At 53.2% G+C, this 14,864-nt stretch carries 14 protein-coding genes; 11 read left to right on the top strand and 3 right to left on the bottom strand.

Going from position 1 to position 14,864, the window contains the following annotated elements:
- The first annotated feature begins 1 nt into the window (after position 1).
- Genes resB through IDH45_RS05005 form a run of 4 tightly spaced genes read left to right on the top strand, consistent with a single transcriptional unit; the run spans position 2 to position 5,508 of the window.
- Complete coding sequence (gene resB / locus IDH45_RS05020; RefSeq protein ID WP_190925272.1) at positions 2 to 1,687, top strand: cytochrome c biogenesis protein ResB; 1,686 nt, start codon at positions 2 to 4, stop codon at positions 1,685 to 1,687.
- Between the two features lies 1 nt (position 1,688).
- A complete protein-coding gene (ccsA, locus tag IDH45_RS05015) occupies positions 1,689 to 2,942 on the top strand; it encodes a cytochrome c biogenesis protein CcsA (protein WP_190925270.1) in 1,254 nt (417 codons plus the stop codon).
- 39 nt (positions 2,943 to 2,981) lie between these two features.
- Positions 2,982 to 3,701, top strand: coding sequence for a response regulator transcription factor (locus tag IDH45_RS05010; protein WP_317891146.1), 720 nt, complete (start codon positions 2,982 to 2,984; stop codon positions 3,699 to 3,701).
- A 1-nt stretch (position 3,702) separates the two neighbouring features.
- Positions 3,703 to 5,508, top strand: coding sequence for an ATP-binding protein (locus tag IDH45_RS05005; RefSeq protein WP_317891145.1), 1,806 nt, complete (start codon positions 3,703 to 3,705; stop codon positions 5,506 to 5,508).
- 179 nt (positions 5,509 to 5,687) lie between these two features.
- Here IDH45_RS05005 and serA read toward each other — a convergent pair whose 3' ends face one another.
- Positions 5,688 to 7,280: a phosphoglycerate dehydrogenase gene (gene serA / locus IDH45_RS05000; RefSeq protein ID WP_190925268.1), complete on the bottom strand. Its 1,593-nt coding sequence runs from the start codon at positions 7,278 to 7,280 to the stop codon at positions 5,688 to 5,690.
- A gap of 551 nt (positions 7,281 to 7,831) precedes the next feature.
- Positions 7,832 to 8,752, bottom strand: a complete 921-nt coding sequence (locus IDH45_RS04995; RefSeq protein ID WP_190925266.1) for a hypothetical protein — start codon at positions 8,750 to 8,752, stop codon at positions 7,832 to 7,834.
- A gap of 80 nt (positions 8,753 to 8,832) precedes the next feature.
- Here IDH45_RS04995 and IDH45_RS04990 point away from each other — a divergent pair, with 80 nt between their 5' ends.
- Together IDH45_RS04990 and IDH45_RS04985 are read left to right on the top strand one after the other, a co-directional pair.
- Positions 8,833 to 9,441 (top strand): type II CAAX endopeptidase family protein, encoded by a 609-nt coding sequence (locus IDH45_RS04990; RefSeq protein WP_190925264.1) that lies wholly within the window; start codon positions 8,833 to 8,835, stop codon positions 9,439 to 9,441.
- Positions 9,428 to 9,622 (top strand): hypothetical protein, encoded by a 195-nt coding sequence (locus IDH45_RS04985; RefSeq protein WP_190925262.1) that lies wholly within the window; start codon positions 9,428 to 9,430, stop codon positions 9,620 to 9,622. Before IDH45_RS04990 ends, IDH45_RS04985 begins: the two co-directional genes overlap by 14 nt.
- 92 nt (positions 9,623 to 9,714) lie before the next feature.
- On the opposite strand, the gene IDH45_RS04980 is transcribed toward IDH45_RS04985, so the two are convergent.
- On the bottom strand, positions 9,715 to 10,611 hold the full coding sequence (locus IDH45_RS04980; protein WP_223836378.1) for a polysaccharide deacetylase family protein: 897 nt from the start codon (positions 10,609 to 10,611) through the stop codon (positions 9,715 to 9,717).
- Positions 10,612 to 10,839: 228 nt separating this feature from the next.
- Here IDH45_RS04980 and IDH45_RS04975 point away from each other — a divergent pair, with 228 nt between their 5' ends.
- From IDH45_RS04975 to ypeB, 5 genes are all read left to right on the top strand, one after another.
- Entirely contained in the window at positions 10,840 to 11,154 is a 315-nt protein-coding gene (locus tag IDH45_RS04975; RefSeq protein ID WP_190925260.1) for a hypothetical protein, read from the top strand.
- Positions 11,155 to 11,547: 393 nt separating this feature from the next.
- Positions 11,548 to 12,147: a genetic competence negative regulator gene (locus IDH45_RS04970; protein ID WP_190925258.1), complete on the top strand. Its 600-nt coding sequence runs from the start codon at positions 11,548 to 11,550 to the stop codon at positions 12,145 to 12,147.
- 130 nt (positions 12,148 to 12,277) lie between these two features.
- The gene (gene prsW / locus IDH45_RS04965; RefSeq protein WP_190925256.1) at positions 12,278 to 12,973 is read left to right on the top strand and encodes a glutamic-type intramembrane protease PrsW; all 696 of its coding nucleotides are present in this window, start codon (positions 12,278 to 12,280) and stop codon (positions 12,971 to 12,973) included.
- 48 nt (positions 12,974 to 13,021) lie between these two features.
- A complete protein-coding gene (locus IDH45_RS04960; RefSeq protein WP_190925254.1) occupies positions 13,022 to 13,174 on the top strand; it encodes a hypothetical protein in 153 nt (50 codons plus the stop codon).
- A gap of 126 nt (positions 13,175 to 13,300) precedes the next feature.
- Positions 13,301 to 14,653: a germination protein YpeB gene (gene ypeB, locus IDH45_RS04955; RefSeq protein ID WP_190925252.1), complete on the top strand. Its 1,353-nt coding sequence runs from the start codon at positions 13,301 to 13,303 to the stop codon at positions 14,651 to 14,653.
- Positions 14,654 to 14,864 lie beyond the last annotated feature (211 nt).

The following is a 14,864-nucleotide window of genomic DNA, read 5'->3' as shown; positions in this document are numbered from 1 at the left end:
CGTGATTGCGAACACAAAATGCGAGTGCGGTCACCAAAATCATGTGGGGACTGTCTTGTGCGAGGCGTGCGGGAAACCGCTGTTTGAGAACGGCGACGACAATGAGCCGTTAGAGATGCGGTACGACGGAGTAGCGAGACGTTCCCAGAAGGCGAATCCGTCGATTCTCGACAAAGTGTGGAATTTCTTCTCTTCGGTCAAGATTGCGATTTATTTGATCCTGGCCACCTTGCTCGGCTCGATGCTGGGCACGATTTACCCGCAGGAGAACACGTTCGTCAACGTCGACCCGGCGAAATATTACAAGAGTACGTACGGCTGGTCCGGCGATCTGTATTATAAGCTCGGATTGTCCGACACGTACGGCTCGTGGTGGTTTATCGCCCTGCTGGTGATGATCGGAACTTCGCTCGTCATATGCAGTCTCGACCGCGTGCTCCCGCTGTACCGTGCGCTTAGCAAGCAGCAGATCCGCAAACATCTGAGCTTCCTGCGCAGGCAAAGGGTTGTCTATGAAGGAACCGTTCCGATGGGGGAAGGGCAAGCCGCTTCCGATCCGGAGGCTTGGGTTGCCGGCAGCGCCGAGAAGCTGCGGAAGAAGGGCTACAAGGTTCATACCGACGGTTCGGCTCTGCTGGCCGAGAAGCACCGGTTCAGCCGTTGGGGACCGTACGTCAACCATATCGGGCTGATTATTTTTTTGCTGGCGCTGCTGATGAGAGGGCTTCCGGGCTGGCATTTGGATCAGTATTCCGAATTTCTGGAAGGCGAGCCTACCAAAATACCGAAGACGAACTACTATTTAATGAACGAACAGTTCAACGTGTCGTTTTATGACGAGACGGAGATGACGGAATCGTTCCGCGAGCAAGGCAAAATCGTCGCCAAACTGTATGAAACGAAAGCCGTACTGTACGAATGCGAAAGCGATTGTGACAGCCCGGACAAGCCGCCTCAGCTTAAGGAAGTGTCGCGGCAAAATATTACGGTAAACCATCCGCTTTCCTACAAAGGTCTGCTCGTCTACCAGTTCGATTACGCGGAGACGCCCAAGCTGCTCGCTGTGAATCCGAAGCTCAAAAACAAACAGACCGGGGAATCGTACGGGCCTTTTGAAGTAAGGATGAAAAACCCCGCGATGTCTTACGAGGCTGGTCCTTACAAGCTGGAGCTGAAGGAGTATTTCCCCGACTTCTCCGTTAATGACAAAGGAATGCCGATTACCGTATCGAACGAACCGAATGCACCGGCATTTTTGTTTATGATTACCGGGCCGCAACTGCCGGAGAGTGGGCAGCCTTTCTTCTATTTCCCGAAGGAAATCGATAAGGTGAAGTTCAGCCAGGACAAAATTAACGGCGCTTTCGCCGAAAGCTGGGACATCTCGGTTGACTCGATGGAAGACGTCGAGATTGCCGCCTACACCAGCTATTTGAATATTCGCAAGGACATTGCGCTGCCTTATATTTTTACGGGAGCGGCTATCTTCATGATTGGTGTCGTGATGGGCATCTATTGGCAGCACCGGCGTATCTGGCTCCGATTTGACGAAGGCAACCGGTTGACGCTGGGCGCACATACGAATAAAAACTGGTACGGACTGCGTGGCGAAACGGCGGGAATGCTCAAACAGATGGGCATCGGCGTCGAACCCAAACAGCTGGCCAATGAGGTGAGCAAAGCTTAATATGGAAACTGTCAGCGGAACTTTTTTATTGATCGCCCTAATCTTGTACACCTTGTCGTTTTTCGGCTTCGTCATCGCGGTCATCGGGAAGAAGTGGAGCGAGCGCGACCCGGAGGGACATACGAAGCGATGGGGGAAGATCGGCTTAGCGACCACCATTACCGGATTTGCCGCTCAGCTGGTTTTCTTCATTACAAGATGGTATGCGGCCGGATATATTCCGACGAGCAATATGTTTGAATTCATGACCTTTTTGGCGATGATGATTGTACTTGCATTTATCATCGTCTATCTGATCTACCGTACAGCGGTACTCGGCATGTTCGCCATGCCGGTCGGCGTGATCATCCTCTCCTACGCGCTCGTATTTCCTCCGGATATTCAGCCGCTCATTCCGGCTCTACAGAGCTACTGGCTGAAAATTCACGTAACGACAGCGGCGCTCGGAGAGGCGTTCTTCGCGGTCGGCTTTGCGGCCGGTCTGATGTACCTGATCCGTGTCATCAATTATTCCGGGCAGTCCAAGTCGGACCGCCGGGAGCGGCGGGGAGTCGAAATCGTCATCTTCGTTGTTTTGATGATCGTTTCGTTTATCGTCAGTGTGTATGTGTTTAAAGGAATCAACTACGAAGCGTCCTTCATGCAGGAAGTAACGAAGGTCGACCAGACCGGCAAGGAATATGTCGAAACGAACAAGGTCGATTATGTGCTGCCGCCGATCGTGAAGCCGTTTAACAGTACGACCGAGAGCATGCAGCCGTTCCTTGGCATGAAAGAACCGTTATTTACGGCTCCTTCCTGGATGAACGGGGTTAATGCGGGAAGGAAATTGAATACGTTCGTCTGGGCGCTGCTGGCCGGATTCATCGTATACATGCTGCTCCGGCTTATTCTCCGCAAGCAGATCGGTGCGGCGATTCATCCGGCCATGAGCGGAATGGACGCTGAAGATCTGGATGAAATCAGCTACAGGGCGATTGCGATCGGATTTCCGATCTTTACGCTAGGCGCGCTTATCTTCGCCATGATCTGGGCGCACGAGGCATGGGGCCGGTTCTGGGGCTGGGACCCGAAGGAAGTATGGGCTCTGATCACCTGGCTGTTTTATACCGCTTACTTGCATTTCCGTCTGTCCCGCGGATGGCAGGGACGCAAATCGGCCTGGATGGCGGTTGTCGGATTCGTCGTCGTGATGTTTACGCTGATCGGCGTTAATCTGATCATAGCCGGTCTTCATTCGTATGCAGGCGTGTAATGGTTTCAATCGATGCTCCCAAAGGAGAGTGAACGGTTCATGATGGATATGAAAGCGAGCATTCTGGTAGTTGACGATGAGGAGCGGATTCGCAGACTGCTGCGGATGTACCTGGAGAAGGAAGGGTACACGATCGACGAAGCGGAAGACGGTGAGACGGCGCTCGTGAAAGCGCTGGAGGGCGATTACGACCTGATCCTTCTGGACGTCATGCTGCCAGGCATCGACGGGACTGAGGTGTGCGCGAGACTGCGTCAAGTGAAAGCGACCCCTGTCATCATGCTGACGGCCAAAGGGGAAGAGGCCAACCGGGTTCAAGGCTTCGAGGTCGGAGCGGACGACTATGTCGTCAAGCCGTTCAGCCCGCGGGAAGTGATCTACCGGGTCAAGGCGATTCTGCGCCGATCGTCGGCGACCGCTTATCTGGCCAAGGATGCGATTCATGCGAGCAACAACATCGTATTCCCGCATCTCGTCATCGAACATGACGCTCACCGCGTAACGGCGGGCGGACAAGAGGTAGCGCTGACGCCCAAGGAGTACGAGCTCCTTCACTACTTGGCGACTTCGCCGGACAAAGTGTTTTCGCGGGAAGATTTGTTAAAAGACGTTTGGAATTACGAATTTTTCGGCGATCTCCGCACCGTCGACACCCACGTCAAGCGGCTGCGTGAGAAGCTGAACAAAGTTTCGCCGGAGGCGGCCTCGATGATTACTACCGTCTGGGGCGTAGGCTATAAGCTCGAGGTGCCGAAATAAAGTGAAACTGTGGAAAAGCGTCGTCGGCAAGCTGTGGATGACCATTATCGGATTAGTCGCCGTTGTTCTTTTGATCAACGGCGTTTTTATGGGGCAGTTTCTCACTACCAACTTCGCCAACTCGAAGGATCAGGAACGAAGCCTTCAGAAGATGGCTTACAAAGTATCGGCCGACCTGTCGCTGCATCGCGAAGACATCCATTATATTACGGCGGTGGCGGAGCTGCTGGACGCCCAGGATGCGGCGGTGCTATCGTTAAATTCCAGGTTCGAGGATAGCCTTCCGCCAGCTTCGGGCACCCAGGTTCCAAAGCTGCAGGCGTTCGACCTGTTCGGCAAAGATAAGCTGGAGCAGGTTTTGCAGGGAGGAACGTTTCCTTCCATTTATTACGATCCGCAGTCGGGCAAACGATTTTTGGCCGTAGCCGTCCCGCAGCGCGAGAAAAACACCGAGACGATTAACGGTGTCATCATTTTGTACCAAGCCCAAATCGCGCTCGATTATACGCAGGCGTATTTTCAAAATCTGTTCGTCATCGCCGGCGTAATCGGTTTTCTGCTGACGACACTGTTCGCCTTTTTCCTGTCGAGCCGAATTACGCAGCCACTGCTGCAGATGAAGAAGGCGGCGGATTTCATTACGCTCGGCGAGTATAAAAACCGGGTGCCGGTCACTTCCTCCGACGAGATCGGCGAGCTTGCCGTCGCCTTCAATCATATGACCGGCCGGCTGGACGAGACGATTCATGCGTTGAATCATCAGAAAGAGCATCTATCGAGCGTGCTGCGAAGTATGACCGACGCCGTTATAACCCTGGATGCCGACGGCCGGCTGCTGCTGGCCAATCCGCAGGGCGAGAAGCTGGTGGCCGAATGGAGCGAGATCGGCTGGGATCAGGCCGGGGGAGATGAAGGGGCGACGGTTCCGCAGCCACTTCAGCCGCTGTTCGAAGAAGTGGTTAAAGGCAACAAGGACATGATCTCCAATATTCACGTCCGCAACAACGTGTATTCCGTCGTTATGGCACCCCTGTATTCGCCGGAGGGGTTAAGGGGAACGGTTGCGGTATTGCGGAATGTGACGGAGGAGCACCGGCTGGACAAGTTGCGCAAAGATTTCGTAGCGAATGTATCGCATGAGCTGCGGACGCCGCTGTCGATGCTGCAGGGCTACAGCGAAGCGCTGCTCGACGATATCGCGGCGACGCCGGAAGAACGCCGCGAGCTGGCACAGGTCATTCATGACGAGTCGCTGCGGATGGGGCGGCTGGTCAAAGATTTGCTCGACCTCGCCCGGATGGAAGCGGGACATATCGAGCTCAGCTTCCGGGAGTTCGAGCTGGAGCCGCTGATCCAGCGGGTACACCGCAAGTTTTCCGCGTTGTGCAAAGACCGGGGCCTCGCCTTGAAGCTGGAGATGCCGGCGGAGCCGATCACGCTTTATCTCGCCGATGAAGACAGACTCGAACAAGTTTTGACGAATTTGCTCGACAATGCGGTGCGCCATACGCCTTCCGGCTCGTGGATCGGCATCGGCGTGTCCCAGGCCGGCGGTAGGAAGAACGAGATCGTGCAGATCGAGATCCAGGACGGGGGGCAAGGCATTCCGCGCGAAGATTTGCCTTACATTTTCGAGCGGTTTTACAAAGCCGACAAAGCGAGAACCCGCGGCCCTTCCGGCGGAACGGGACTCGGTCTCGCGATCGTCAAAAATATCGTAGACGCCCATCAGGGCACGATTTCTGCCGAAAGCGAGCTTGGAGAGGGCACGACTTTTACTATAAAACTGCCCAATAAGCACGTATAAGACGCACAAAAGGCTACCCTCGGTGAAGAGGATAGCCTTTTGTGCGTGAAGCGGTATGGATCGAACGGAGGCGAATCGTACCGAATCGGCGGACCCGACTTTCCGCGCTTTTCAGTAGAACGTGTTGAATGACCGCGACAAATCTTGTTGTACGTGAAACAATCGCGAATATACGGCGATTATACGAGGCCGATCTCGCGCACCCGTTTAATTTCGGGCAAGTTCGACAATTGCTCGAGAACGGTCTTCGGCGCCTTCTTGTCGATCGTCAGCACCATAATCGCCGAGCCGCCGATATCGGTACGTCCAACCTGCATCGTAGCGATGTTGACATCGTTGCTGCCGAGCAGCGTGCCGACGCGACCGATGATTCCCGGTTTATCCGAGTGCGAGATAAGGAGCAGATGGCCTTCCGTAGGCACGTCGACCGGGTAAGGTCCGATCTGGACGATCCGTTCGCCGAATCCGGCCAGCAGCGTACCCGACACCCAGCGCTCCTCGGCTTTCGTCTTCATGCTGAGCGTGATCCGGTTTGTAAAACCTTTGGTTGCGGACGACTTCTGAATGACGATGTTGACGTCACGTTGTTTGGCCAGATGCATCGAGTTGACGGCGTTCACCTGCTCGGCCCCGAGATGGTGGGACAAGATGCCTTTCAGCACGTAACGAGTGAGCGGATTCGTATCCAGATCCGCCAGCTCGCCGGAATAGTTGATCGTAATCTCGCGGACGGCGCCTTCGGTCATCTGGGCGAGCGAGCTGCCGAGCTTCTCGCACAGCTTGAAGTAAGGCTGGATCTTATTCAGCAGTTCAGCCGGAATCGGCGGCATATTCACCGCGTTTTTGAACGGCTCGTTGCGCAAAATATTAATGACTTGTTCCGACACGTCGATCGCCACATTTTCCTGCGCTTCGATCGTGGATGCGCCCAAGTGCGGGGTTACAATAATTTTAGGATGCTTCAGGAACGGATGGTCCGGATTCGGCGGTTCGTGCTCGAATACGTCGAACGCGGCGCCGGCCACGATCCCTTCGTCGATCGCTTCTACGAGCGCAAGCTCGTCGATGATGCCGCCGCGGGCGCAGTTCACGATCCGCATCCCTTTTTTCATAACCTCGAATTGAGGTTTTGCGATCATATGATGGGTTTCTTTCGTCAACGGCGTATGAACCGTCATGAAGTCGGCGTTGCGAACGATCTCGTCGACCGATGCCAGCTTAATGCCGAGCTTCTCGGCACGATCTTCCGTCATGAACGGATCGTACCCGAGGACGTTCATGCCGAAGGCGATCGCACGTTTGGCGACTTCCGTGCCGATGCGGCCGAGTCCGAGGACGCCGAACGTTTTGTTGCGGAGTTCGACCCCGACGAACGACTTGCGGTCCCATTCGCCGGTGACGGTTTTCATATACGCTTGCGGGATATGGCGGGCGAGCGCCATCATCATTGCGAACGCATGCTCGCAAGTGGTAATTGTGTTGCCGTCAGGCGCATTGATGACAACGATGCCAAGGCTGGTAGCCGCTTCCAGGTCGATGTTGTCGACCCCTACGCCGGCGCGCCCGATTACTTTCAGGTTTGTCCCGGCTTCCATAATCCGGCGGGTCACCTTCGTCTGCGAACGAACGAGAAGCGCATCGAACTGGCCGATGATCGCCACGAGCTCGTCCTCGCTTAGTCCGGTATTCTTTACTACTTCAACATCGCTTGCGTCCGTCAACTGCTGCAGTCCCATATCGCTGATCGGATCGGATACTAACACCTTGTACATGTTCAGGTTCCTCCCTCTGTCTGCTTGCAAATGATGATGCAGGAAATGAAAAAAACTCTCGTCCACATACGGAAACCGTATATAGGGACGAGAGTCTGGTTCGCGGTGCCACCCTAATTCGCCGGACGCTCACGCGCTCAGCCTTGCTTGGTCGATTGACCTGGATTGATAACGGGGTCCGCCCGGCTGCGCTTCGTTACGGCTCATTTCGCGCATCGACTCGGGAGTGGATCACATCACGACCGCCACCGGTTCGCAGCGGCCACCGGCTTTCTGAAGGGATCGTAGATGCTATTCTCCGTCATTGTCGTTCCATCATTTCATTGCTCCTAATGTATCACGACCGCCTGAGAGTGTCAATCATTTAGAGACATATTTGTGACGGGAGGGGCAGGCCGACATAAAATAGACACAACTGGCAAACAGGGTTTTCACCGCCCGATCCCTTGAACTTGCCGGTGTTTTTCGTTATCTTCTAGTAGAGACAATCCGTGCGGGCAGACGAACTGCCAGATCGCGATTGACCTGGCAGCGGAAGGGTGGAACCGGCCTTATTTGTTTTCGTAAAAGAATGGAAGCTGGGGCATCGTCTCGCCGCCGTACCATCTATCCTTGCGGGACAAGAAGTCGCCTTTGCGTGCCGCATTCGTATCGCCGAGCAGATCGACGATCGACTGGACGTCGCTGAGGTTCAGCTTCTTGACTTGACCGCTTGAGATCATCTCATCGATCCGTACCGTAAGATCCTGCGGATACAACGGCATGAAACGGATACCTTTCAACAAGATCGAGGATATGTAGCTGTTCTTCACGTTCAGGCTCATCTGCGACCAGTCCTGCGGAGTGAGGGCCGGCTGATCGAGCAGAGAGACCCCTTTAACCTGCTTATCGACGGTTTCGTTCCATTTGACGATGGCTGTATAGTATTGCTGCTGGCCTTGCAGCGAAAATTTCTTCGCTTCCCGGATGAAGGCATCCTTATCGAGCTCGGTAAGCAGCACGCTCGGGTGCATCGAATTCGCCTTGGATTGAAATATCTTCGCGCTGTCGGCGAACAGCTTCAGCCCTTTCATCAGGTTCTGATGAGCTTCGCCGAGCAGAGGGGACGTCTCGGATGTCGTCGATTTGGAGATTTCGCCGTATTTATCATCGGCCGCCTTGGCCAGTTCCTTCATGACCGCGGAGGCGTCCACCGAAGGCTGGTCGAGCTCTTTCAACTGATCGAACCAGCGGTTCGTAAATTCGCGATAAGGGGAGTAGATCGTATGATAAAACGATACGAGATGCTGCTGATCGTACGCTCCGGGTTTCTTGGAAGCTTCCTCCTGACCCGCCAGGAGCGCGGCGAACCGGGCTTCGGCACGGCTGGTTCCGATATTGACGCCGAAGAAGAAGGCGCCTGAGACGCAAACAAGTAAAAAGACGATTAAGAGCGATAAAATGTAGTCCGAGCGGTTAAGACGCTTATTCATGTCACGACTCCTTGTCCAGTTTCCTCCCTAAAGTATAGGGGAATGTACCCAAAATGTGAACTGCATAGGCCGGAGGAACTATGAAAAAAATAAACTTCAGAAACATCCGCATCCGTAAAGTCGACCCAAGCGAATTGGACGACCGTATGCTCCTGGTTAATTTGTATATCACCCAAGCCATTACTCTCTTTATCGGCATATTGATCATTTTTTTTCAGTCCCAGACGCTTTTTCAGGTGATGAAATTTCCGGGCGGGATCTCGGTGCTGGGGTGGGGCGCGGTTTTTGCCGCAGCGGTGCTCGTATTTGACTGGCTGATCGCCAGATGGGTGCCGGAGGACGTGACTGACGACGGGGGAATTAACAAAAAACTGTTCGGCAATCGGCCTTTGTGGCATATCGGCGTAATATCGCTTATTGTCGCAATTTGCGAGGAATTGCTCTTTCGCGGAGCGATTCAGTATGCCTTCGGCCCTTATTGGACCAGCATCCTGTTTGCGGCGATCCATGTCCGTTACTTGCGGCATTGGCTGATGACGGGGATGGTTTTTCTGATCAGCTACGGTCTGGGCCATTTGTACCTGTTTACCGGATCGCTCTGGGCTCCGATCGTCGCGCATTTTATAATCGATTTTGTGATGGGGTGTATGATACGTTATCGGAAGGATGAGGTAGATGGAGAACGCTAAATCTTCAAACGACACGACGCACTCGCTTCCTGATGAAGACGACATGCGGCTTCCGCCCAGACGCGTGATCCATTCGTCGGACAACGCCAAAGCGACGAAAATATTTCAGGCCAGTCTGGTCATCCTGTTAATTTTATTGACTATCGGCATCATTTTCTGGTATCAAATGTACGGCCAATAAGACGAATATGCCAAATGAAACGAAAACCTTCAAGCTCCGTCCGAACGGAATTTGAAGGTTTTTTCCAAATGCGTATTGCCACATACATGAACCTACGGCTCCAGTCCGGTATCGATCTGTGCCGGATCTACAAACGAATAGCCCCGTTTCTCTAGCTCGGTCAAAAGATCGCCCAGCGCTTCGGCCGTCCAAGGCAGTTCGTGCATCAGGATGTTGCTTCCCGGATGCAGCTGCTCCAAAACCCGCTTAATGACGCCTTCCGGCTTCTGATTCGTGGAGAGCCAGTCTTCCGAGCCGTTCGACCACGTCATGAACAGCAAATTTTCCTTGGCGGCCTGCTTCTTGACGTAATCGTTCGCGGAGCCGAACGGCGGGCGGAAAAACGCAGGGACCGTCCCGACCGTCTCTTTTACGATGTGCTGAACGTCTCCGATCTGGCTGTTCACTCGTTCCTCCGGTTCATTTTTCAAATCGATATGATCCCACGAATGATTGCCGATCGTTTGCCTTCTTTCGTGAATCAGTTTCAACAGCTCCGGATTTTTCTGCACCCGGTAACCGTTGACGAAAAATATCGCTTTGGCGTGATGGCTGTCCAGCGCGCCCAGCAGCTTCTCCAGCTGATCTTTGTCCTTCGGTCCGTCGTCAAACGTCAGCAGGACGACCTTTTTGTTGCCGTCAGGGCCGATGGGCACGATATCGTAATTTTTGTTCATCTTATACGTTTTGCTGACGGCGTCGGGAGCTGGTACGACAGAAGTAACCGCTTCCCCGGCCGGCTCGCCTGAAGACGGTTGCGCTGCCGGAGGAGGGGACGCAGGTTCGTCCTTCGGTCGCCCTGCCCGGTCTTCCGTAACCGTGCCGTCCGCAGGCAGGGCGGTTGAGAGCGGTTGTTCCGGCCCGGGCGCCTGCCGGCAAGCGGCCATGGATAGCAGAAGCAAGGACAAGGCCGCAACCAACAGTGGTTTGCTCCAGATTCGTATCGTCATGGTGCGCATCGACTCCCTGTTTTGGATTGTGCAGCATAACGCCGCCCGTCAAGCCTTCCTGAGACAATATGGACAAGCCCGGCCGGACGTCGAATACAGATGTACTGACTTATTGTACCATAGCGGATTCGTTCCTAAACGCGGTCTTCCTATTTTTTCACGGATGCCGGCGAAGCGGTTCGGACAACCTATAAACGATTCTTCATCACAACAACGGGAGGGACAGCAATGAGAATGGGCGCATTCCTGCTGGGCGGCGTAGTCGGGGCAGCAGCCGTCGTTTATTATATGCGAGGCAAACATATGTCGTTTGCCGGTCTTACGAGCCAGACGAGCGACATGTTCAGCAAACCGACCTCGTCCAAGCCGGTTAAATTTGCTTCAAGCAGCAGTCATTCGGATAAGTTTTCGTCTTCGTCCAATTCCAGCCGCAGCGAGTCGGGTCTCGGCCAGGTCGAGGAACTGATCGCGCAAGATGCGGCCGTAAAAAGCCAAGTGGACGAAATTCTGAACAAATCCGCGAGCAGCTACATGACCCAATAACCCTTTCGGACAGGCAGGCACATCGCTTTTAAAAATACAAAAGCAAACGGAAGATCCGGCGCCCCAGAGGGAGCCGGATTTTTCGCTATATTCGGTTGCCGGATGGAACTGTAAGCGCTCCTTTCCAATATACATAAGAAAACTTCTATTCAGGGCGATGAAAAGTGTGAAAAACGGGGTTATTTTACTCCGTCTCCGACTATATTGATAGTAGCCGAAAATGGCTTCCAGCAAGCCCGGAACGATTGCTTAAAGCCAACTTTATAGTGCATCCTCCTTGAAAACATGGTAACATGATGATACAAGCCAGCATTCGAGGTTCACCATTCGTTGCAAGGCGTCATACTCTGTTATCACAGAAGTGGAAGTGGGAGTGGAAGGGGAGGTCCTGTCATGAAAATTGAGCGCTTGAGTTTAGATAAGATTAGGATTTTCCTGACATTCGACGATCTGACGGAACGCGGCATCCAGAAAGAAGATATGTGGCGCGAAATTCCGAAAGTCCATGAACTGTTTAGCGAAATGATGGAGCAAGCCTATACGGAACTCGGATTCGACGCTTCGGGCCCTCTTGCCGTAGAAGTGTTTCAGCTGCCCGCTCAGGGCATGGTCGTCATCGTAACCCGGGGCAAGGTACAAAGCACCGATGCGGTCGACGAGGAAGAGGCTGAAGAGGTATACGAGATGGAAGTGACGCTTGAGCAGAGCGACGTGATCTCGTATGCATTTCACGATTTCGAGCACCTGTTGAAGGCGTCTCATATAGCATTTGGAATCGGGATTACCGACGGTGCCCTCTACCACTATAAAGATAAGTATATCCTGCAAATTCTTCCGAGCGAATCGGATGAGTCGCGCGATCAGGCGCTTATCGCCATATTATCCGAATTCGGCGAGGCGACTTCAGTCACGACGGCAGTTCTGGACGAATACGGCAAACGAATCATCGCCGAGTCCGCGGTAAAGAGTCTGTGTGAACATTTCCGCCAATGAGACGACCGGATGCACAAGACGAGTTTCGTGACGCTGCCCCGGCTTCGGATAGAGCATCTTCAAAAACAGATGTTTTTGCGGATGCTTTTTCCCGTGTTCACGAAAATCGAATGGAAAGGAGGGACGCCGTATGGAATGGTTGGCGGTCATCACTGCTGCCGTAGCACCGGGCATCGCTTTGCTTGTATATTTTTATTTGAAGGATTTATACCACTCGGAGCCGATTCATATGGTCGTACGCGTATTTTTGTACGGCGTCCTGCTCGTTTTTCCGACCATGGTCATTCAGAGAGCCATCGTCCTTGGCATAGGCGAGAATTCATTTATTTTCGCATTTGGCATAACGGGTTTCGTCGAGGAATTTGTCAAATGGTTTATCGTATATTACGCGATTTACAAGCATACCGTATTCGACGAACCGTATGACGGCATCGTGTACGCGGTATCCGTGTCGCTCGGTTTTGCCACGCTCGAAAATGTCATCTATGCGTTGCTTAACCCATTCTCGTTCTCGACGCTTTTGTTCCGCGCATTTCTCCCCGTATCGGGCCATGCGCTGTTTGCGGTCGTGATGGGGTATTATATCGGGAAAGCGAAGTTTGGAGACCCCTCCCAGGAGAGGCTGCTGCTGTTCAAGTCGCTGGCGTATCCGATCTTCTGGCACGGGTTGTTCGATTATATTTTGCTTCAGGTTAAGACCAATTGGATCTGGTTCATTTTGCCGTTAATGATCTATTTGTGGATTCAAGGCATGGGGCGGGTTAACCGGGCGAACGCCAAATCCCCGTTTCGCGCCGTGCGCCGGGAAGAAGAGATTAATTTGTAAAAGATTGGGTATACTGAAGATAGAGCTAATTTGCTATCGGAGGTTCCCATGAACGGTACGCGAGTAAAGGTAACGATTCGCTGCAGGCTTTGCGGAGAGCGGTTCGTGTTGCGCGGCAAAAAGGAGAAGGAACGGATCGAGACCGGATTTAAGCAATGTTTGTGCAGCAACAACAGCGATTTCGATATCGATACGGAGTAGAGGCGCCCTTGCCAATGCCTGACGGGGCGTCTTTTTTTGCCGATTATTCCACAACCGGATGCATAAAGCGTTCTCCTTCAACGAAAACTAATCTCAGTTTTGGTAAAGGAAAGGAGCCGACAAAGCATGTATAGAAGGCTGAGCGCCGTTATGTTCCCGATCATGACCCTGCTGCTGATCGGAGCGGTTGTATGGGGATATCAGGTGAACCAGGAGAAAAACTCGATTCTCATTAAAGCGGAAAATCAGTACCAGCGTGCGTTTCACGATTTATCGTTCCACCTGGACAAGCTGCATACGGAGTTGGGCAATACGCTGGCACTCAACACAACTTCCGAAGCGTCGCAGCGCAAAGGTCTTGTCAACGTATGGCGGCTGACCAGTCAGGCGCAGAGCGAAATCAACCAACTGCCGCTGACGCTGCTGCCGTTTAATAAGACCGAAGAATTTCTTAGCAACATGTCCAACTTCTCGTACCGGGCGGCGGTGCGCAACTTGACGAACGAACCGTTGAACGGCGATGAGATGAAAACTTTAACGGCGCTGTACGAGCATTCCAAGCAGATTACAACCGACCTCCGCGACGTGCAGTCGAAAGTTATCGCCAACAGCCTGCGCTGGATGGATGTGGAGGTGGCGCTTGCTACGGAGGCGAAAGCGCTGGACAACACGATCATCGACGGCTTCCAGACGGTCGACAAAAAAGTAAGCGAATATGAGGAAGTCAACTGGGGCCCGTCGATGGCGGCGATGTTCGAGAAGCGGACCTACTCGGCGCTTGCCGGAAACGATACGACCGCGGAAGATGTGAAGCAAAAAGCGGTTCAATTTATGAGCGGACATACGTTAAACGATATTAACGTCGTCGAGAACGGTGCGGGAACCGAATACAGCTCTTTCAGCTTGTCGGCCAAAAACGAGAATGGCACCGATGTGTCGATGGACTTCGCCAAAAAGGGCGGCGGACTGATCTGGTTCATGGCGCCCCGCGACGTAGCCGAAACGAAGCTGGGACCGGAGCAAGCCCGGGATGCGGCTCAATCGTTTCTTGATTCCCACGACTATCCGGATATGACCGCAATCAACTATGACACCTATCAAAATGTGGCGAACCTGACGTTTGCGGCCAAGCAGGGGGACGTTACTATTTTCCCGGACAAGCTCACTGTAATGGTAGCGCTCGACAACGGTGAAGTGACGGGCATGCAGGCGAATGATTATTTGTTTGAGCACAGGAAGCGCGACATAAAGCCGCCAGCCTTGACGTTCGAGCAAGCGAAACAATCGTTGAATCCGAATTATGTCGTCGAAGACCAGTCGCTTGCGCTGATTAAAAACGACATCGATAAAGAAGTGTTGTGTTATCAGTTCACCGGCCGCGTCAACGGCTCCATCTACCGGATCTACATTAATGCGGATACCGGTTCCGAGGAGAAGGTCGAGCAGTTGAAGCAGGCGGACGCGAATGTCGCAACCTGAATGCGAACCAAGAGCAGACACCGAGGAGAAGGCCGCTTGACGGCTTTCTCTTTTTTGCACTATGATGATTACTGCTGTAAGAGCTGGAGCCGGTGCGCACGTTGCCGGATTGTCGGCTTTCGTCGATTAATGAACATTATTTCTTGTAATTGTTCGGTGTCTCCATGTTATAATAGGACTAATCGATATCATAATGGGTATAAAGAACTAC

The organism is Paenibacillus oceani (genome assembly GCF_014705615.1).
Lineage (GTDB): Bacteria > Bacillota > Bacilli > Paenibacillales > NBRC-103111 > Paenibacillus_AB > Paenibacillus_AB oceani.
This window is presented reverse-complemented; position numbering and strand designations above follow the sequence as displayed.

Coding starts and splice junctions, on each gene's coding strand:
- IDH45_RS04985 (WP_190925262.1), top strand. CDS start 9,428: ATGGAGAACGCTAAATCTTCAAACGACACGACGCACTCGCTTCCTGAT.
- IDH45_RS04990 (WP_190925264.1), top strand. CDS start 8,833: ATGAAAAAAATAAACTTCAGAAACATCCGCATCCGTAAAGTCGACCCA.
- IDH45_RS04995 (WP_190925266.1), bottom strand. CDS start 8,752: ATGAATAAGCGTCTTAACCGCTCGGACTACATTTTATCGCTCTTAATC.
- IDH45_RS04960 (WP_190925254.1), top strand. CDS start 13,022: ATGAACGGTACGCGAGTAAAGGTAACGATTCGCTGCAGGCTTTGCGGA.
- serA (WP_190925268.1), bottom strand. CDS start 7,280: ATGTACAAGGTGTTAGTATCCGATCCGATCAGCGATATGGGACTGCAG.
- prsW (WP_190925256.1), top strand. CDS start 12,278: ATGGAATGGTTGGCGGTCATCACTGCTGCCGTAGCACCGGGCATCGCT.
- IDH45_RS04980 (WP_223836378.1), bottom strand. CDS start 10,611: ATGACGATACGAATCTGGAGCAAACCACTGTTGGTTGCGGCCTTGTCC.
- IDH45_RS05010 (WP_317891146.1), top strand. CDS start 2,982: ATGATGGATATGAAAGCGAGCATTCTGGTAGTTGACGATGAGGAGCGG.
- IDH45_RS04970 (WP_190925258.1), top strand. CDS start 11,548: ATGAAAATTGAGCGCTTGAGTTTAGATAAGATTAGGATTTTCCTGACA.
- IDH45_RS04975 (WP_190925260.1), top strand. CDS start 10,840: ATGAGAATGGGCGCATTCCTGCTGGGCGGCGTAGTCGGGGCAGCAGCC.
- ypeB (WP_190925252.1), top strand. CDS start 13,301: ATGTATAGAAGGCTGAGCGCCGTTATGTTCCCGATCATGACCCTGCTG.
- ccsA (WP_190925270.1), top strand. CDS start 1,689: ATGGAAACTGTCAGCGGAACTTTTTTATTGATCGCCCTAATCTTGTAC.